This window comes from Streptomyces sp. NPDC127097, from assembly GCF_042724075.1.
In the GTDB taxonomy this organism is placed as follows: Bacteria; Actinomycetota; Actinomycetes; order Streptomycetales; family Streptomycetaceae; genus Streptomyces.
On record NZ_JBHXFI010000013.1, the window covers coordinates 91,255 to 109,792 of the forward strand.

14 protein-coding genes are annotated in these 18,538 nt (G+C 71.8%); 10 read left to right on the forward strand and 4 right to left on the reverse strand.

The window, feature by feature from the left end:
* Nucleotides 1-206: 206 nt before the first annotated feature.
* Nucleotides 207-4,742 (reverse strand): HAD-IC family P-type ATPase, encoded by a 4,536-nt coding sequence (locus ACFWJW_RS13435; RefSeq protein WP_387239225.1) that lies wholly within the window; start codon nt 4,740-4,742, stop codon nt 207-209.
* 552 nt (nt 4,743-5,294) lie between these two features.
* On the opposite strand from ACFWJW_RS13435, the gene ACFWJW_RS13440 reads away from it, so the two are divergent.
* From ACFWJW_RS13440 to ACFWJW_RS13475, 8 genes are all read left to right on the forward strand, one after another.
* A complete protein-coding gene (locus ACFWJW_RS13440; RefSeq protein WP_387239395.1) occupies nt 5,295-5,687 on the forward strand; it encodes a CBS domain-containing protein in 393 nt (130 codons plus the stop codon).
* Nucleotides 5,688-6,186: 499 nt separating this feature from the next.
* Nucleotides 6,187-7,485 (forward strand): helix-turn-helix domain-containing protein, encoded by a 1,299-nt coding sequence (locus ACFWJW_RS13445; protein ID WP_387239228.1) that lies wholly within the window; start codon nt 6,187-6,189, stop codon nt 7,483-7,485.
* A 231-nt stretch (nt 7,486-7,716) separates the two neighbouring features.
* Nucleotides 7,717-8,340, forward strand: coding sequence for a toll/interleukin-1 receptor domain-containing protein (locus ACFWJW_RS13450; protein ID WP_387239232.1), 624 nt, complete (start codon nt 7,717-7,719; stop codon nt 8,338-8,340).
* Nucleotides 8,337-10,640: a hypothetical protein gene (locus ACFWJW_RS13455; RefSeq protein WP_387239235.1), complete on the forward strand. Its 2,304-nt coding sequence runs from the start codon at nt 8,337-8,339 to the stop codon at nt 10,638-10,640. Before ACFWJW_RS13450 ends, ACFWJW_RS13455 begins: the two co-directional genes overlap by 4 nt.
* 29 nt (nt 10,641-10,669) lie before the next feature.
* Nucleotides 10,670-11,572: a hypothetical protein gene (locus tag ACFWJW_RS13460; protein WP_387239238.1), complete on the forward strand. Its 903-nt coding sequence runs from the start codon at nt 10,670-10,672 to the stop codon at nt 11,570-11,572.
* Entirely contained in the window at nt 11,569-12,867 is a 1,299-nt protein-coding gene (locus ACFWJW_RS13465; protein ID WP_387239241.1) for an OmpA family protein, read from the forward strand. Before ACFWJW_RS13460 ends, ACFWJW_RS13465 begins: the two co-directional genes overlap by 4 nt.
* A gap of 15 nt (nt 12,868-12,882) precedes the next feature.
* A complete protein-coding gene (locus ACFWJW_RS13470; RefSeq protein ID WP_387239244.1) occupies nt 12,883-14,484 on the forward strand; it encodes a hypothetical protein in 1,602 nt (533 codons plus the stop codon).
* Entirely contained in the window at nt 14,481-14,912 is a 432-nt protein-coding gene (locus tag ACFWJW_RS13475; RefSeq protein ID WP_387239247.1) for a hypothetical protein, read from the forward strand. The genes ACFWJW_RS13470 and ACFWJW_RS13475 overlap by 4 nt, the downstream gene beginning before the upstream one ends.
* 34 nt (nt 14,913-14,946) lie before the next feature.
* Here the strand turns inward: ACFWJW_RS13475 and ACFWJW_RS13480 are convergent, their stop codons facing one another.
* Together ACFWJW_RS13480 and ACFWJW_RS13485 are read right to left on the reverse strand one after the other, a co-directional pair.
* Entirely contained in the window at nt 14,947-15,378 is a 432-nt protein-coding gene (locus ACFWJW_RS13480) for an HIT family protein (protein ID WP_387239250.1), read from the reverse strand.
* A 163-nt stretch (nt 15,379-15,541) separates the two neighbouring features.
* The gene (locus tag ACFWJW_RS13485; protein WP_387239398.1) at nt 15,542-16,108 is read right to left on the reverse strand and encodes a GNAT family N-acetyltransferase; all 567 of its coding nucleotides are present in this window, start codon (nt 16,106-16,108) and stop codon (nt 15,542-15,544) included.
* Between the two features lie 145 nt (nt 16,109-16,253).
* On the opposite strand from ACFWJW_RS13485, the gene ACFWJW_RS13490 reads away from it, so the two are divergent.
* Nucleotides 16,254-16,652: a DUF3662 domain-containing protein gene (locus ACFWJW_RS13490; RefSeq protein ID WP_387239253.1), complete on the forward strand. Its 399-nt coding sequence runs from the start codon at nt 16,254-16,256 to the stop codon at nt 16,650-16,652.
* Between the two features lie 175 nt (nt 16,653-16,827).
* On the opposite strand, the gene ACFWJW_RS13495 is transcribed toward ACFWJW_RS13490, so the two are convergent.
* A complete protein-coding gene (locus tag ACFWJW_RS13495) occupies nt 16,828-17,133 on the reverse strand; it encodes a hypothetical protein (protein WP_387239255.1) in 306 nt (101 codons plus the stop codon).
* Nucleotides 17,134-17,634: 501 nt separating this feature from the next.
* Between ACFWJW_RS13495 and ACFWJW_RS13500 the strand changes: the two genes are divergently transcribed.
* Nucleotides 17,635-18,246: a flavodoxin family protein gene (locus ACFWJW_RS13500; RefSeq protein ID WP_042153236.1), complete on the forward strand. Its 612-nt coding sequence runs from the start codon at nt 17,635-17,637 to the stop codon at nt 18,244-18,246.
* The last annotated feature ends 292 nt before the right edge of the window (nt 18,247-18,538 follow it).

Sequence of the window (18,538 nt, forward strand, 5' to 3'; positions counted from 1 at the left end):
GGGCGGCCACATTGCCGGATGCCGAGGGGCGCTGTCGACGGATTTACCGTCCACCGGCTCCGGTCACGGTCCACGCCCGCTTTCCTCCCGCTGACCAGGAGCAGGGCAGCCAGCGAGTCGCATACCGCCAGTGAGGACCAGTACAGGTTCAGCCAGTCCGGAGCCCAGCCGGAACGGCGGTGATGCCGACGAAGGCGAGAGAGCGCTCAGCCTTGCTCCGAACGAGCGGGCGCCTGCGGGTGCAGGACTCGGGGACGGTCTGATTTCGCCGCACGGTGTGTGTCACTGCCTCGGCTCTTTCCGGGGGGCACTTCCTCGGTGGCCGGTGTGAGGCGTGCGGTGATCAGAGGTGCGAGGAAGTGGCCGACGAGGGGGGCGGTGGTGATCGCGCCCAGGACGATGCCCCAGGCGACCGGCCCGAGCGGGGTGCAGCCGAAGAACTGGCTGATACCGGGGGTCTGGATGATGGCGGCGAGCACGGCCGCGGAGCCGAGTCCGGCCACCAGGACGTTGCGGTCGGTGCCGCCGGTGGTGAGGGTCTGGGCGAGTTGGGTGCCGACGACGGCGGCGAGGGCGACCGTTGACGCTCGCCGGCCGCGGCCCGTGAGGCGGGCCGCGGTCCAGGCCAGGCCGGCGCCGAGGGCGGTGATGATGCCTCGCAGCAGCATCTCCCGGGTGAGGGCGGTGCCCAGGGAGCGGTGCGGGCCCTCGGCGAGGAGGCGCTCACCGGCCTGGCCGGAGGGCTCGCGTACCGCGATGGCGAGGGAGGGGGCGAGGTCGGTGAGGAGATTGACGAGCATGATCTGACGTGCGTTCAGCGGGGTGGTGCCGGTAAGCGCGGAGGCGAGGACGCTGAAGGTGACCTCGCCGAGGTTTCCGCCGATGAGGATGGCGAGTGCCGCGCGGACGGTGGTCCACATGGCGCGGCCTTCCATGAGGGCGGAGACGATGGTCTCCAGGCGGTCGTCGGTGACGACCAGATCCGCTGCCGCGGTCGCGGCCGGAGTACCACGGCGCCCGAGTGCGATGCCGACGTCGGCGAGTCGGATGGCGGGAGCGTCGTTGGCTCCGTCGCCGGTCATGGCGACGACGCGGCCGATGCGCTGGTAAGCCTGGACGATCCTGACCTTGTGACTGGGGCTACAGCGAGCGATGACATCGACGGTGGGCAGCAGTTCGTCCAGTGCGTCGTCGTCGAGTACGTCGATCTCCGTCCCGGTGCACACCTTGGGCACCGCGACCTCTTCGCTGATGGCGGAGGCGATGGCGTCGGCGGTGGCGGGGTGGTCGCCGGTGAGCATCACGGTGTGCACGCCGGCCTCGCGCAGCCGGGCCGTCGCGGGCGCGGCGCTGTCGCGTACCGGGTCGCCCAGTGTGAGGAACCCGAGGAAGTCCAGCCCCTGTACGCCTTCGTCGCTGAGCTCCTCGCCGGTCTCCATGCTGCGTTCCGCCACGGCCAGGACCCTTCGCCCAGCCGCAGCGAGTTCCTCGGCCGCTTCAGCGAGGGCTCGCCTGGATGATTCGTCGAGAGTCACCGGCCCGCCCGGCTGCCGACGCCTGGTACATCGGCTGATGACGTTTTCGGGTGCTCCCTTGACGCTGAGCAGGACACCGCGGCCGGTGTGGCCGACGGTGGCGTGGTACGCCCTGGCCGGCTCGAAGGCGAGGGCGTCCGTGCGCCGCCAACGGGGCGCGCCGGTGCGGGTGGTGATCCGTGCCCGGTGGGCGCCGTCGACGATCGCCCGGTCGGTCTGGTGGGCCATCGGTTCGGCCTGGCGGGCGGGGGGCGTGGCGCGCAGTGCGGCGGCGAGTACTTCCTTGCGGGGAGTGTCGAGCCGGTCGAGGGCGGCGGCGCGCTCGCCATCGCTGACGCCGGAGAGCTCCAGGGTGCCTTCGGTCAGTGTGCCCGTCTTGTCGAAGCAGAGGACGTCGGCGCGGCCCAGTGCCTCGATGGTACGGGGATTGCGTACGAGGGCACCTCGGTCCGCCAGGCGGCGCGCGGCGGCGAGCTGGGCGGCGTTGACGAGGAAGGGCAGGCCCTCGGGTACGGAGGCGACGGCCAGGTTGACCGCCGAGGCCAGATTGTCGGTCAGGGGGCGGCCGTGAAGCAGCCCGGAGAGGGCGACCGCGACGGCGGACCCCAGGGCGATGGGCATGCTGGCGCGGGTGAGTGAGGAAAGCCGGGCCTCCACGCCGGTCTCCGGTGCGGCCTGGCGGGCAGTGGCGAGACTGCGTCCTGCTTCCGTGGCCGAGCCGGTCGCCACGACGACGGCGACCGCCCGCCCGGCGGAGACGGTCGTGCCCTCATAGAGCATCGAGCGGCGTCCGGTGAGGTGTGCGGCGACCACCGGCGCGGGATCCTTGCTCACGGCCAGGGATTCCCCCGTGAGGGAGGACTCGTCGACCTCGAACCCTTCCGCGTTCAGCAGGCGGCAGTCCGCGGGCACGACATCCTCGGGTCCCAGAGCGAGGATGTCGCCCGGTACCAGATCGCCCGAGGTGACCAGACGCTCCCGTCCCTCGCGCCGCACGCAGGCACCGATGGCCGACTGGGCGAAGAGCTCAGCGAGCGCGCGCTCCGTACTCACCCGCTGGAAGCCGCCGACGAGCGCGGACACACCGGTGATGGCGGCGACCAGGCCGGCGTCGGTCCGGGACCCCACCGCCGCGGCGAGAGCGGCGCCGGCGGCGAGGATCGGGGTCAGCGGATTGGAGAGCTCTTCGATGAAGGCGTACGGCAGGGTCAGCTTCGTTGGCTCCCCTGCGTGCGCCTCGGTGCCGCGAGCGGCCGCTTCCTGCGCGGAAAGGCCCTCTGGGCGGGTCCGCAGCCGCTCCATGACGCGGTCGACGGGCATCAGGTGCCAGGGGATCTGGGCCACGGGCGGGGTGAGGGGGCGGCTCAGGAGCTGCCGGGCGCGCCAGGCGCCGATGCAGAAGGCCACGGCCCCGGCCGTGTTGCTCACCGCAAGCACCCGCGCGGTCGCTTGCCGGGCCGGGCCTTGCAGGGCGGCGACAGCGCCGATCCCGCTGCCGCCCGCGGCCACGTAGTGGCTGTCGCGGTCGACCACCGCAGCCACCCCGACGGCGTCGACGATCAGGCCCGCCGCCTCAAGATCCGTTCCCACCAGAACGTGGGCGCCCCAGGGCGTCTGCTCGTCCTCGCGGTGCACGCCGATCGCGCAGTCGGCCATGCCCAGAGCGCGGCGATCGGCGGAGACCAGCAGAACGACCGCGCCGTCGGTCTGGAGGCCACGGACCGAGTCCGCCAGGCGATCGCCCGCGGGGAGCACGGCGTCGGCGAATCGGAAGCCGGGGGCGTCCCGGTCGGATGCCACCACGACCCGTGCGCCGGCCCGTCGTGCTGCCGCGGCGACGGCCTCGGCTCCCGGGGCCGACTGGGTGCCCAGCCCCGCCACCGCCTGGAGCCGCTGGCCCCGGGCCAGCCCGAGGATCTTCTCGCTGCCGCCCCGCCTCAGACCATGCGCCGCCTTGCGGCCGGTCCGCCCCTTCAGATCCAGCTCGTCCAGCGGGCCCAGTACCCAGCCGTCCGCGCTGCTGACGGCCAGCGGCGCATCGAGGTCGAAGAGCGAGAACAGCCGCTCGGAGACCTGCTCCGGATCAGCGCCTGCCAGCAGTTCCAGGTCCACCGGCTCGTACCGGTCCCCACGAAGCGCATCTTCCTCCAGGAGGATGGTGTCCACCTGTCCCAGGCGCCGGAGCGCGGTACGGTCCATCGTCACCACACCGCGCAGCGCCAGATGCCGCCCCAGCGCCGTGGCGAAGCCCTCACGCCCCGCACCGGGCGCCTTGGGCACCGAGGCCACACCGGCCGCGATCGCCTTGCGGATGCCGGAGAACGGCAAGGCGGCCATGCCGGCGGCGATGCCTGCCGCCATGGACCGCTCCGCGTACCGGTCGGCGCCGTCCTGGGGCGAGGGGCCGGCCCGACCGGTTGTGACCGCGTCGGCCCAGGCTTCTTCCGGCCCCCGGACGAGCTTGGCTTCGCGCTCGCGCCACGCGGCGCGTTCGACGCTCGCCTCCCGCCACACCGCCAGGCGTTGCAGCACGTCCAGGGCGAGCCCGCCACCGCCCGTGGCCACGCCCTGCACCAGCGCGCCGATCACCGGGAGCAGCGAGTCGGCCTGCTCACGTGGGCTGATGGCCTCGACGAGGTGACGAAGGCGCGGATGGTAGCGAACGGCATCGAGGCCACCGGCGACCTCCGGCGGCAGGCCGATCCACGGAGCGAGCCGCCGGAACGTCACCAGAGCCAGCCCCAGCGTGTCCGCCACCAGGGCCGGCACCGCCGGGAAAGGCGGACCCTCCGCCGGGTGGTGCGGCTCCGGTTGCCACTCGTCGAACGCTTCCGCATCCGCGGCATGGTCGCCTTCGGCCCGCTCCACCAGCGCGACCAGCTCACTCGTGCCGGGAGCGGGCGAGCCGACCGCGACGATGACCCGTTCCATGGGCGCGTTCACCCGCGCCCACAGCACCCCCGGATGCTCCTCCACGGCCCGCTCCACACGACGGGCGACGGCCTCGCCTCTGGGGCCGTGGACACCGTGGACCGCGAGGTAACAGCGCTCGGGGGACCACCACACCTCACGGTCAGTGCCCTCCAGGAGCCTCTCCGCCACCGCCCGGACCGCTCGGACGCCGGATGCCGCGTGCGAGGCAACGGCCGAGAGGACCGAGCCCAGGACGGGCGGCATTCCGAGGGCCGAGGCATGCTCCGGCGCCATGAAGCATGCCTCCTCGGATCAGAGCATGGGTGCAGAGAGACCTTCAGAGGCAGTCTCACTGAGTTCGATGAAAGGGGCGATACGGGGTAGACCTATTGATAAGGGGGTCTGCACGTTCATGATCGAACAGGCGAGGCGATACTCGTGACCTCCACACCCGGAACGCACTCCCCGTCCAGCGCCGAAACCGACACCACAGGTGAGCGCCCGGCCGAGCCCCCTCCCAAGGCCACTGCGCCACCGTCGGCAGCGAAGCGCACGGTCACCCTGACCATGCCCTCGCCCGGCAAGATAGCCAGCGGCGTTCTGGACGCCGCCATGGCGCCGGTCGCCGTCGCCCGGCGGGTCCTGCCCGCCAAGAAGGGCCTCCCGCTCTACCTGGGCCTTGGCGTCCTCGGTGCCGCAGAAGTGCTCGAATGGCCCGTCGCCATCGGCATAGGGGTCGGCTACGCGGTCCTGCGCGGCGGTGACGGCGGGCTCGGCGCCCCGGCAGCCACCACCGAAGCGAAAGAAGGCGCGGAGGAGTCCGCCACGACGACCGCACGCGCGATCATGACCCCGGACGCCACCTGTGTCGGAGCCGAGGAGTCCGTCCTGGACGCGGCGAAGGAGATGACCGAACTCGGCGTCGGATCGCTGCCCGTCCGCGGCCCCGACGAGCGGCTCGAAGGCATGCTCACCGACCGCGACATCGTCGTGAAGGTCCTCGGCGAGGGCAAGGACCCCGCCAAGGTGAAGGCCGGTGACCTCGCCCAGGGAGACGTGGTGACCGTCGACGCCGACGATGAGGCCGAAGCGATCCTGCACACCATGAGCCGGAACAAGGTGCGCCGCCTGCCGGTCATCGAGGACAACGCGCTGGTCGGTATCGTCACGCAGGCCGACGTCGCACGGAAGCTGCCCGACCCCAAGGTCGGCGACCTGCTCGAAGCCATCTCCACCTGAGGGGCCTGGTCGTCCCCGCACTCGGGCAGCCGCGATCCGGCGAGCCGGGTCCCGTGCGCCGCATCCCGAAGAAGTCGCCTTCGCGCGCGCTGTTGGGGACGACATGACACCAAGTGCGCACTCTGACAAAGACGTTGGAGGGAGCGGCCACGTCGAGGGTGCCGTCTATCGCCCTGACCGCCGGCGTGCCGCGCTCGCCGCACATCCCGTGGCCCGAGGAACGGCCCGTCCCGGTCCGGGAGAGCGAGTGCGCCCGGGGCGAGGAACGTGGCCTGCCAGGCGGAGATTTGGCGTTGCGGAACGGGCGGCGGCGTTGATGTGGCCGTTGCGCAAGGGGTCCTTCCTGCGGGGAAGGCGATTTACCTCGCCAGAAGCGGAGCGTGATGAAACCGATAGCAAGCAATTCGTGAAGGGGATGTGAGAGTTGGTGTGAGGCGTGGCACACTCCCCTCACCGGTCGCGAACGACGAGGGGGGCGAGCGGGGTGCAGCGGATTCCTGTGCGGTTCGGGGCGGAGTTACGCCGGCGGAGGATTGAAGCGGGGCTGTCGCTGGGAGAACTGGCGAGCCTGATCTGTTTTTCCAAAGGGCACTTGAGCAAGATCGAGCGTGGCGTGAAGGCGCCCAGTCACGATCTTGCACAGTTATGTGACAGCGCTCTCCATGCCGGCGGACAACTCAGCAGCCTGATTTCCGCACCCGAGCACAGCACCCCCGCGGCGCCGATGACCGAGGCGGATGTCGGTACGCCCTGGACATTACGTATGCGGGCCGGCGGAGAGAGCGACTTCGTGGCATTCGACCCCGTGTCGTCCGGCGGCGGGGCCATGCCGTCCACCATTGTGAGTTGGTCTCTCGCACCGCCTCTCCTCGAAAGCGGGGAGACGAATTCGGCATTGCCGTACTTCCGCAATGTCTTCGACGAGTTCCGCCGGCTGGGACAGCTCTTCGGGCCGTCGGTGGTCGCACAGCTCTGTATCGCGGCCACCAGCGCGCTGCGGGGCATGGCGCACCAGGCGCAGCCCGCGCACCGCGATGTGGTGCTCCGGCTCGCCTCCCGGTTCGCCGAGTACACCGGCTGGATGGCGCAGGAGGCAGGCAGCGACGCGGCCTCGCTCTGGTGGACCGAACAGGCGGTCCAGCTGGCCGCGGACGGCGGTGACGACGAACTGGCCGCCTACGCCCTGATCCGGCGCGCGGAACTGGCCCTGTACACGGGCGATTCGGTGGCCACCGTCCAGCTGGCGCGACGGGCGGCGCAGCAGGCCCGCAGCGTTCGCATCCGCGGACTCGCGGCGCAGCGCGAGGCGCAGGGGCACGCGCTCGTGGGGGACCGGGACGCCTGCCGTCGGGCGCTCGACCGCGGCGCGGAGCTGACGGCCGGTGCGGCGACGACGGACGGCACGGACCCGGTCCTCGGCAGTATCCATCTGCCGGATCTGACGGCCTTCGTCGCCGGCTGGTGCATGCACGATCTCGGTTCCCCGGCGGAGGCCGTTACTTTGCTCGGCGACGGTCTGGATGCCATTCCGCCGGAATCCCGCCGTGCCAGAGCCAGATATGGCGCCCGGCTGGCGCTTGCACTGGCGAACGTCGGGGAAATCGAGCAAGCCTGTGCGATCGCGGAATTGGTCGCCTCTCATGTTGCCCTCATCGACTCGGCCACCATCCGCGCCGATCTTCTGCGGCTGAGCCGCGCACTGAATCGTTGGCCAAAGAATCCGACGGTCCGTCGGACCCTTCCGCACCTCGCGATCGGACTGCACACCCACCGGACCGGTCCGGGAACTCCGGCCTGACTTCTCACCCATCGGCCCGCACCACGGAGAGGCCGGCCGAAGAACCACACTCCCGCCGCATCCGTGGTGTTCCGTTGCCCGGCCAAAAGGCCGAGGGCAACGCGTTGACCACGCCTGAAACCCCTGTGAATCTCGGCTTCATCCCCCTGTGCCCGCGACAGCCCGAGTAACCAGCACGGCATCCGGCTGCCGCAATCCACCGCTGTCCTCATGAGGAAAGGCAGAACAATCATGGCCGGAGTATTCATCAACTACCGGACCGGCGACGGCGCCGAAGCGGCTGTCCTGCTCGACGAGCAATTGAAGGAGGTATTCGGGCCGGAGAACGTCTTCCGCGACCGCCGGACCACGCAGCCGGGCGTGCACTTTCCGCCCGAGCTGTGGCGCCACCTCGAAAGCTGTGCGGTCCTCCTCGTGCTCATCGGCCCGAACTGGCTCTCGCTGTGCGACACCGACGGCCGGCGCCGGATCGACGTACCGGGCGACTACGTCCACGACGAGATCCAGCGCGCCCTCACCTGGCGCAAGACCGTCATCCCCGTGCTGATCGACTCGGCCCGGCTCCCGAAGCGGGAGCAACTGCCCGCCGACATCGCCGAGCTGACGGAGCGTCAGTTCATGCAGCTGCGGGTGCCGTACGCGCATCTCGACCTCCCCGTCATCACGGAGGCGCTGCGCAGCCACGTACCGGTGCGCAGGACGGCGCCGCAGCCGGACCCGCGTTCGGCGCCGCCCGCGTTCGGCGCCCCGCAGCCCGGCGCCTACTCCACCTATCACGACTGCGCCGTGACCAACGGGAGCGGCAACGCCACCGTGAACCAGAACCGCGACGCACAGAGCGGAGGCCGACAGTGAGCGAGACCGAACACGCCGGGCCGGAGGACACGGCGGCGGAGGTGCCGGCCGAGGAACCCGCTGCGGCCGCCGAGGAACCGGCACCGCCCGAAGCCGTGGAGCCGAGCCCGGCCGGACCGCCGGACGGCACCGAGGTCACCGGTGCGAGCGCCCCGGACGACCTCGCCGCACCCCGGGCCGGCGACAACCGGCCGTCGGCCCAGGACACCGTCCGGGCCGCCGCCCGCCGGGAGACCGGCGACGGCGGCGACTTCACCCGCTACCAGCAGGCCCGGCAGCAGAACGCCCTGAACAGGCTCAAGCGCAGCGCGGTCGCCAACGGCAGCGGCTCCGCCTTCTACGCCGAGCAGCTGACCATCGGCGGCGACAACGGCGTCGAGATCCAGGTGCTGAGCGTCTCCTCGCTGACCGTCGCCCAACAGCTCGACTCCCACCAGGACGTCGAGCAGCAGACCCAGATGGCCGCCCGGCTCGCCGCACAGCACGTGCTGGTGCTCGCCGGGCAGCCGGGCAGCGGCCGGCAGTCCACGGCACTGACCCTGCTCGCCGGCTGCTGCCCCGACGACCGCATCAAGATCCTGCACAGCGAGGCCCCGGGCATCCTCCAGGCGCTGTGCCAACGCGCCGACGACCTGCTCGCCCCCGGTGGCTTCGTGGTGGACCTGGACGACCAGCCGCTGAAGCTGTCGACACTGGAGACGCTCGGCCATCTCGCCCGCAAACACCGCGCCTTCCTCGTCATCATCGGCGAGCTGGGCCGGGTGGACCCCGACCTGCTGCGGCCGCACGCCTTCCCGCACCGGCGCCCGGCCCCCGGCCAGGTCCTCGCCGTACATCTGCGCCGACTCCTCGCGGGGCACCCCGGAGCGTGCCCCGAGCAGGACTGCACCACCGAGCACACCACGGCGTTCACCGACCGGATGCTGGAGTCCCAGCAGGTGCAGCGCACCCTCGACGGGGCCCCGTCCGTCCGCAGTGTCGTGGAGTTCGCCGAGGTCCTGGCGCGGAGCATCCACTCCGAGGACACCAGCCTCAGCGATGTCATCGGCCAGTGGCGCGACCGGCTGCGCCGACTCGCCAAACAACTGCTCCAGGTCCCCGCGGAGACCTCGCACGGCCCGGTGCTGGACCCGCACCGCCAGGCGTTCCGGATCGCCTACGCGTTCTTCCACGGCCACCCGCTCTCCGATGTCTTCGAGGCCGGGGAAGTCCTCAGCGCGACCGTGCTGCCGCGCTACGAGACCCGTGAACCGGCCCCCACCAACCATGTCTTCGAGCGGGAACTGGACCAGCTGATCCCGCAGGAGATGCGCGCCTCCGGTGACGCGATGTCCGGCGGCCGCACCGACGACAACCCCCGGTGCGCCCGGCTGGTGGACGAAGAGCTGATGCACGCCGTCATCGAGGTCGTCTGGCACGACTACGACAGTCTGCGCGACCCCCTGCGCGAGTGGCTGACCGCGCTGGTCGCCGGGCCGCTGGAGCGGATCCGGGTACGGGCGGCGCACATCGCCGGGATCCTGCTCAGCCATGACTTCGACAGCGTCTACCGGGACTTGATACGGCACTGGGCCCGGAAGTCCGCGGCCTACCGGCAGTCCGCCGCGCTCGCCCTGGAGATGGCAGCCCACGACCCCCGGATGGTGGGCCGGGTGCGGGCCCAGATCCGCAGCTGGCTGAGCAGCCCCCGGTGGGAGTTCCAGGACAGCGCGGCACGCGCGTACGGAACCCTGGTCGGCGCCCAGGACGTCCCGGACACCCTCTGGGCGCTGCGCGAACTGGGGACCCGGCCGGAACTGGCGTTCAGCAGCTCGGTGGCCTTCTCGATGTCCTGGCTCTACCTCGCCGGTGCCCCGGGCCGGACCGCCGACGCCCTGGACCGCTGGATCGCCTCGGACAACGACCATCTGGCCAAGCACGCGATCCGCACCCTGCTGATCCTCAGCCGCTACGGCGCCGGCCCGGACCGCCGTGACCGGCCCGTCCTGGCCGATACCGCGATGACCGACCCGGACCGTGCCGAGGCCCTGGTCCGTCTGTGGCGCCACGCCCTGATGGGGCAGGACAGCTCGACCCGCGCCTGGGACCTGCTGCGCCGCTGGCTGCTGGCAGGGGACGCGGACAAGGAGCTGGCCGCCTTCCTGGAGGCCCTCGTCCCGCGCATCTGGGCCCGGCCGCTCACCCTCCGCGCCGGGTTCTACCTCGGCATGTGGGCCGGCCGGCACCCGGACTCGCGCACCATTCGCCAGCTCCGGGACCAGCCCCCCGAGGCGGGGCCCACGCCCGCCTCCGCGTCCTGACGACACCCCGTACGAAGAGGAGACAGACCATGACAGAGCGCAAAGGACTCCGCACCAGGCTGCGCAACTGGTGGCGCCGGGTGACGCGCAAGGACGGGACCGAGCCCGCCGGCGCCCCGGAGCCCGCCGAAGACCGGGAGGGACCGGACACCCCGGCGCTCGGGCAGGCGGCCCGGAGCGAGGTGGCGGTGGAGCTGCCGCCGGTCGAGGAGGCGCTGTCGGTCGCGGCCGACGGCGATGTGTTCGCCTTCGAGCTCGTCCCGCACTTCCGCTGGAGCAGCCAGGAGATGACGCTGGACGTCCTGCGGGAGCGCGCCGCGCTCCACGAGGAGGCGGCCCGCGGCAAGCTGCTGCGCCGCGCCTGGTCCGTCGCCCGCGCCTGCGATCCCGGCGACCCGGTGGCCGCGGAGAAGGCCGTCAACAAGGAACTGCGCGGCGGCTGGTGCTACCACGACGAGAAGGGCCTCATCCGCTGCCGCCCCTCGGTACGGATGCGGATGGACCCGGCGCTGCGCGACCATGTGCTGCCCTTCCACCTCGCCGAAGTACGGATGGCGAAGGAGCACCACCTCGGCAAGCTCAAGGCGGACCAGGTGCAGGAGCTGACCGAGCGCTGGCTCCAGGTGATGAGCGAACTGGAGCTCCTCGGCACCCTCGGCGCGGCCGAGCGGCGGCTCCTGGTGCCCTTCGCCGCGGCCCTCGCCGACGAGGACTTCTTCAAGGTCATGCAGGCACTCAAGAACACCCGCCGCAACGGCGCCGAGGCGCTCGCCGACGTCCTCACGGCGGCGACCAAGCACCACGAGCAGGTGGGCCTGTTCGAGTACGCCAACGCCTACGACAAGGCCCTCAGCGAATTCTGCCGCCAGATGGGCCTCAGCCCCTTCTCCTGGGTGGACACCGTGGGCGACGTCGAGGAGCTGGCACCGTGAACACCACAGACAGCGCCGCGCAGGGCCTTGCCCGGTGCGCCGGGCGGGCCGCGGTCCGGCCACCCGGACGCCGCCGGGGCACCTCCACGATCGCCGGCGCCCTGGGAGCCGCGCTGATGGCCGGCCTCCTCGGTGCCTGCGGCGAGGAACCCCGACTGGACCCCTGCGCCTGGATGAAGCAGCCCGCCGACACCGCCGGCCGTACGGTCGTCCTCGTCGACGCCTCCTCCTCCGTACGCGGCCCGGGCGCCGGGCGCGACTACGCGCACAGCATCGGCGCGCTGCTCACATCGGTGGTCGGGCGCAAGGACACGGTCTCGGTCGGCAGCTTCAGCGGCGACTCGGCGCAGATCAGCTGGATCGCCAAGGACCGCTCGACCGACTGGGTCAAGGACAACAACAACGAGATCAACCAGAAGACCCGGAAACAACAGGCCGTCAGCTGCCTGACCGGGCTGGTCGGCAAGGCCGAGCGAGCCGTTCCCCGCAGCGCCGGCAGCAACGTCCTCGCGGCCCTCACGGCCGGAGCGTCCTCGCTGGAGGGCGCATCCGGCAGCCGCAGCCTGCTCGTCCTGACCGACGGGCTGTCCACCACGGGCTGCGCCGATCTGCGCGCGGCCGCCTTCCGGGACAGCAGCGAGATCAAGGCCATCACCCGGGTCTGCGCCGCCCGGGACGAGACACCCTCGCTGACCGGAGTGCGACTCACCCTCGCCGGGCTGGGCCAGCCGGCCACCGGCCGGCCCGCACCCACGGCAGCCCAGCGGACCTGGCTGAGCAACCTGTGGCGCGCGCTGTGCGGCGCCGGCCGCAAGCCCGCACACGGCACCTCCTGCACCCTCGCCCCGACCGCCATCGGCACGGCCGAGGGGCGCCGGACGGGGAAGAAGCCACCCCAGGACCCGGCCGTCCACTACGCGCAGGACCGCCCGCAGACCTACGAACTCCCTGGCGCGGCGCTCTTCGACACCAACTCGTCCACCGTCCGCCCGCAGGCCCTGCCGCTGCTCAACGATGTCGCGGTCAGCGCCCGGACCACCCCCGGCAGCAGGGTCGCCGTCTCCGGTTACGTCGACCCGCGTGGCCGGCCGGACAACAACCACCGGCTGTCGCAGGCACGCGCGGACGCGGTGAAGGACGTGCTGACCGGACTCGGGGTGGAGCGGGTGACCGCACACGGACGCGGCCTGCCCACGGGCTGCGCGAAGCCGGACCACACCGTGGGCGGCCGGATGACCGCCGAGGACAAGCTTCAGTGCGACCGGCGCGTCGACATCGAAATCACCAGGAAGTGAGGGCGGCGGGCAGCGATGAACACCACCAACGGAAAGAACCGGGCGGGGCCTGCCGCCCGCTATCAGTCGGCGTCCGACTGCCCTGGCAGCGACCCCGCCTTCGTCGGACTGGACCTCAGGAAGCGGCCGTCCGCCCGGCCCGTGGACCAGACCGACAGCCGGGAACAGGCCGCCCTCATGCGGGCCTTCACCGACGCCAACACCGCGCTGACCGCGGCGCAGCCCGGACTCGGCACCGCGGCCACCGCGGTCGCCGACACCTTCCAGCAGGCCCGGACGACCATCGAAGCGGCCGAGCGGTTCGTCGTCGCCCGGTCGTCCCAGCAGGCCCAGGAGCGGGTCGGAGAGCTGCGCGCCCGCCATGCCGGGGACGGACCGGAGAGCCTGCGCCGCCGGCCGGTGCTCTGGCGACGGCTGCTGTGGCCCACCCTGGTCGCGTGCGTGGCCTTCGACACGATGTTCATCGGCACCCTGATGCAGCGGTTCTTCGGCCTGGGCGCGACCGAAGCCGGCTACTACCTCGCCTACTTGCCCGGCTTCGGTGTCGCCGTGTGTCTGCTGGCCGCGGGCAGTCTCCTGGCCGAGTCCGTCTTCCGGCGGCGCACCCGTACCGCCCGCACGCTGGAGCGGACGCGCCGCGGTCCGGTCGCGGCGCTGCGCGAAGCACTCTGGCCAAGGAGTCCGCGTACGGAACGGCGCCAGGCCGGCGAACTGCCCTGGCCCAACGCGGCCGGGCCGGTGCTCTTCACCCTGGCCATCCTCACCATGGTCGGCATATGGGCGCGGATGCGCGCGGCCGGTGCGGTGCGTGAGCATGTGGATCTGGCGCCGGACCAGAGCGCCGTCGTCATCCTCACCCTGGTGCTCAGCACCGCCGCGATCGTGGTCAAGGTGCTCGCCCACAACCCCTGCGCCGACAGCGACCGGGAGGCCCGGCGGGAGGTCACGGACGCGGAGCAGCAGGGCAGAAAGCTGCTGGGCGCGGCGCGGCGCGGTCTGGTGGCGCACACCGAGACCTGGTGGCGGCTGCGGTCCACGGTCGAGGCGGCGGCGAGCGAGGCCCACCGCACGCTCGACGATGCCTGCATCCGCATCGTCGAGGAGCGCGCCCGCACCGGCGTGGCCGGCAGCTACGACCTTCCGCTGACCGCACCCGCCTGGCCCTACCCCGCCTCCGCACGCAACGGCGCCCGCCTGCCCACCGGGGACCGGGCACCCGCCCACCCCACACCGCCCCGGGCCCGCCTCGAACTCCTCGATCACCTCTACACGGTGCTCGCACGCTACGGCCCTGATCAGCTCGAAGACCGCCTCAACGACATCGCCGGCGCCCTGAACGCACAGTTCCGCGCCTCGCCGGGGCAGCCGGTGGAGCAAGCCGGGCCGACGAGTTCCGACGAGGACGGCGCGGACGGCGAGGATCAGGCGCCCGAGGGGGACCCGGCGGCAGCGGAGGACGTCCGGGCGCCCGAGGAGGCCCGGGTCGGCGAGGATCAGGCGCCCGAGGAGGACCGGGCACCAGAGGAGGGCGGCCAGGCACCTGAGGAGCCCGCCGCACCCGGCCAGGCACCCGGCCCGGACAGCCGGCCGCCCGAGGACGAAGGCCCGGCATCATGACCGCGCAGCCGGGCCCGGGCCCGAGCCCGGGCCCGGAGGCGGTGAAGCATCTGGAGTTCCTCCAGGCGGTGATCGCCCGCCATGCCAACACCTCCTTCCTGGTCAAGAGTTGGGCCATGACCGTCAGCGGCGCGTTCATCGCGGTCGCCACCCGGGGGCCGAGCTGGAAGACGGCCGCGGTCGCCGTGGGACTGGCGACCGGATTCTGGCTGCTCGACAGCTACTACCTCCGTCAGGAACGGAGATTCCGCAGCCTCTACGAGAAGGTCGCCGGGTGCGTGAGCCCGGCGGTGCCGCCGTTCAGCATGGACGCCGAGCAGCACGGCGGCCCGGTGCCCTGGCGGGCGGTGGCGCTGTCCCGGACGATGCTGCTCTCCTACGGCGTCCTGGTCGCCATCGACACCATGACGGTGCTCTTCCTCGCCTGACCGCCGCCGGCGGTCCGCGCAGGCGCGGCGCGCCTCACGTCTCCGCGGGCCGGGCGGCGGTCCAGGGCAGCAGCAGACCGTCGCCCTCGGCGCGCGGGACGACGTGGAGATGGAGATGCCGGACGGTCTGGGTGGCCGCGGGGCCGCGTGAGGTGATCACATTGCAGTCCCCGGCCTCCGCCGCGAGTTCGGCTGCCCGCAGCATGGTGGCCGCCGACACCACCGGGTCCTCGGCGACATCGGCGACATGCACCCGGGGGATGACCAGCACATGCCCGGCGGTGACACCGCCGTGGCGGGGCCGGATGGCGAGGGCGTCCGGCCAGGCGCGCAGCACCGTGGCCGGCGCCCGGCCGCACACGATGAGGCAGAAGGGGCAGCCCGGCCGCCGGGGAGTACGGGGAGGCTGCGGGCGGGCGTCCGGAGCCTCATCGGTCACCTCGCGGAACTCCCCATAACTGACCATCGATCCTCCGCAGGGGCCGGCTGCCGGACGGGCCGAACGTCACCGGGCCGGGCCGACGCGCGCATCCGCTGCCCCCATCATCGCCCCTTCGCTCCGCTGATGCGGCACTTGGCCTTGTTCCAGCCGTTTTGCGCGCCACCGCCGCCCCCGGGGGCGGCGGTCGTCACCAGAGTCTGTCGATCTCGCCCGGGTGCAACGCGATCCGGGAGTGCGGGAACGAGGAACGATGGTCCCGGCCCAGGGGCGAGAAGAAGTCGGCCATGGTGACCTTGTCGAAGCCCGGCCGGTCGCTGGGGAACGGGTCCTGGGGCGTACCGCCGATGAGCACCGCACCGGGCAGCCACTGCCAGCCCGCACTCTCGTAGAACGGCTGAAGCGGCCGGTCGCAGGTGAACAGGCCGATATCCAGGTCCATGGCGGCCATCGCCGCGCGGGCGGCCGTCACCAGACGGCGGCCATGGCCCTTTCCGCGGGCGGTGCCACGGGTCACGACCGTGCTCAGCCCCGCGGCCCGGTACCGCTGTCCGGCGTGGACGATCTCTTTGGACAGGATGTCCAGCGCGGCGAGCACCGTGGGACCGTCGACGAGCAGCATCGACACCGGCCGCAGTGCCGGATCGTGGGCGAAGGTGCCGGGCGCCGACGCGGAGTCCGGCGGCCACGCCTCGTCCCGGAGCTCCGCCACCTGTGTCCGGAGTGCGGGCGGGGCCCCGGTCTCCGGGAACGTCATGATCGGCACGCGCCCATTGTGACGGCCCCGTGCGACGGGGGCCAGGGGTTATGCCTCGGCCGGACCCGCACGGTGCCGCGCCCGCCGTGCACGTGAACCCGCATCGTGCCTGCATGTGGCGGTGGCTCCGGGGCAGGTGAACCTCATGGGAATATTGAGGCGTTGGGAGCGCGTGGTGGAGGACTGCGAGAGCGCACTGGTGGCCAAGATCTTCCGCACCGACCCGGTCCAGTTGCTCGATGACCTCCGGCAGGAATGCGACGACCATGCGATCGTGTGCAGCCAGAGCCGAGTCCTGGTACCCAATGACTACACCGTCGAACTCGCGCAGCACGTACACGATGAACTGGCGGCCCGCGGCGGAGAGGTGGGCCGGCAACTGACGGATGTACTGGCCCGGCACGCCGTCGACCGTGGCTACGAATGGGCGGGCCCGCTCACCGTTCATGTCACCACGGCCGAGGTGCCGAACGGCCGGTACCGCGTTTCGAGCGCGGCCCTCGCCCACGTTCCCGCCGATGCCGCCGGTCCCCGGGGAGCCTGATCAGGAAGCCCGCCGGACCGCCGGCCGGCGCCGGGTGCACAGGCCACCGCCGTTTCGCTCTTCATGACCGAGGGGACGGCCGTCCCCGCGTGACCGCGGAGGTGCGCGGGGACGGGCCGCCTACTCGGGGTTGCTGCCGACGGCTACCGGTGAACTGCCGGAAGCCGTAAGGGATTTACAGCGGCCGGGCCCACAGGTCGTACTTGAGGCCCGTGCCGTCGCAGAAGGGGTCGGCCCACTTGCCGCTGCTGACGAGGTCGGTGCCGGCCTCCTGGCAGCCGCTGAGGGTCCAGAACTTCTTGCCGGTCCACACGGTTCCGGGCGGGCCGTCCATCGGCTTGACCTGGTGCTGAGCGGAGGGGGCGACCGGCGCTGCGGCCTCGGCCCCGGTGGCGGCGTGGGCCTGGGCGGCACCACCCAGTCCGAGGACCGTGAGAGCGGCCGCGGCGACCGCGGTGCGGAGAATTCGGCTGTTACGCATGTGTTGTCCTTTCCCCGTATTCAGGGCCCCTTGCGGGCCCGTCACCCTGCACACGGATGACGCCCCCTCGACGTATGACACCCCTTCATGTGACCTGCGTCACATCCCTGTCGGGGCCTGATGGAGGGTGCCCTCAATCGCCCCCACTTCCACGAAGTGCCATGGCCGAAAAGGGATTTGACGGCTGGTCAGTGCTCTGGGATCGGCCCCTGTGTGTCTGATAGGGAAGTGTGCCGTGGTGCCCGATTTCGCCCGTCGCCTCGAAGTCGGCGTCGAGGGGGCGTCATGGCGGGGTGGCTGGCGTGGTGCGCAGGTTTCGGGAGGTACGGGAGTGATTGGGCGAGCTGTCCCTACCTGCGGATTTACCTGTTCTTTTCGGGGTGTTGGCCGGAGACGCTTGCCTTGGAAGTGCGGGCATGGATAGCGTAACCAGCACCTAAAGCTTTCTGGACAGCTTTAGTGAAAGCTAAAACATCGTTCCGTCCCGGGTGGGGGAGAAGTATGCAGATCAAGGTTGCGGTGGCGTATCACAGTGGATACGGCCACACCGCAAAGCAGGCGGCGGCCGTCGCGGCCGGCGCGGAGAAGGTCCCCGACACCCAGGTACGCCTGGTCTCCCTCGCCGAGCTCAACGACGAGCTGTGGGAGGTCCTACAGGAGTCCGACGCCCTGATCTTCGGCACGCCGACCTACATGGGCGGCAGCAGCGCCGTCTTCCGTGCGTTCGTCGAGGCCACCAGCCAGGTCTGGGGCGACAACATGCGCTGGAAGAACAAGATCGCGGGCGGCTTCACCAACAGCGGCAACATGGCGGGGGACAAGCTCAACGCGCTGATCGACATCGCGCTGTTCGCCGCCCAGCACGGCATGGTCTGGGTCGGCCTCGCCGAGTACGGCGGCTGGAACACCTCCTCCGGCAGCCCCGAGGACCTCAACCGGCTCGGCAGCTGGCTGGGCGCCATGTCCCAGTCGAACAACGACGAGGGTGCGGACGTCACCCCCTGTGCCAGCGACCTGCGCACCGCCGAGGCACTCGGCCGCCGGATCGCCGAGACCGCCCACATCCACAAGGCGGGACGCGCAGCCGTCGGGTTCGACGAGGTGTCCGCCTGACATCGGGTGGGCCGCACTGAGGAGCTGCGAACGGGGGGGGACCCGATGAACAGCCGTCAGGAGTCCGCGGTGTCTCCTGCGGACGCACAGTCCGGAGTGGTGCACCGCGGCATGACCAGCCGTCACGAATTCATCGGGACGACGGTGGCCGGGGCCGAGGAGGCCCGCGTCGTGGGGGCGCGGGCACCATGGCCGGGATCGTTCCCGGCGCCCCTTCGGGCGACCCGGCCCGCTCCTTCCGTCTCGCAGCCCTCCACCGCGGGGTCTTCGGGCTCCAGCCCGCCCGGGGCGG

What these genes read in the sequence shown, in the direction of transcription:
- ACFWJW_RS13450 (WP_387239232.1), top strand. Translation starts at nt 7,717, where the DNA reads ATGGCCGGAGTATTCATCAACTACCGGACCGGCGACGGCGCCGAAGCG.
- ACFWJW_RS13440 (WP_387239395.1), top strand. Translation starts at nt 5,295, where the DNA reads ATGACCCCGGACGCCACCTGTGTCGGAGCCGAGGAGTCCGTCCTGGAC.
- ACFWJW_RS13460 (WP_387239238.1), top strand. Translation starts at nt 10,670, where the DNA reads ATGACAGAGCGCAAAGGACTCCGCACCAGGCTGCGCAACTGGTGGCGC.
- ACFWJW_RS13470 (WP_387239244.1), top strand. Translation starts at nt 12,883, where the DNA reads ATGAACACCACCAACGGAAAGAACCGGGCGGGGCCTGCCGCCCGCTAT.
- ACFWJW_RS13500 (WP_042153236.1), top strand. Translation starts at nt 17,635, where the DNA reads ATGCAGATCAAGGTTGCGGTGGCGTATCACAGTGGATACGGCCACACC.
- ACFWJW_RS13490 (WP_387239253.1), top strand. Translation starts at nt 16,254, where the DNA reads ATGGGAATATTGAGGCGTTGGGAGCGCGTGGTGGAGGACTGCGAGAGC.
- ACFWJW_RS13485 (WP_387239398.1), bottom strand. Translation starts at nt 16,108, where the DNA reads ATGACGTTCCCGGAGACCGGGGCCCCGCCCGCACTCCGGACACAGGTG.
- ACFWJW_RS13480 (WP_387239250.1), bottom strand. Translation starts at nt 15,378, where the DNA reads ATGGTCAGTTATGGGGAGTTCCGCGAGGTGACCGATGAGGCTCCGGAC.
- ACFWJW_RS13475 (WP_387239247.1), top strand. Translation starts at nt 14,481, where the DNA reads ATGACCGCGCAGCCGGGCCCGGGCCCGAGCCCGGGCCCGGAGGCGGTG.
- ACFWJW_RS13435 (WP_387239225.1), bottom strand. Translation starts at nt 4,742, where the DNA reads ATGGCGCCGGAGCATGCCTCGGCCCTCGGAATGCCGCCCGTCCTGGGC.
- ACFWJW_RS13495 (WP_387239255.1), bottom strand. Translation starts at nt 17,133, where the DNA reads ATGCGTAACAGCCGAATTCTCCGCACCGCGGTCGCCGCGGCCGCTCTC.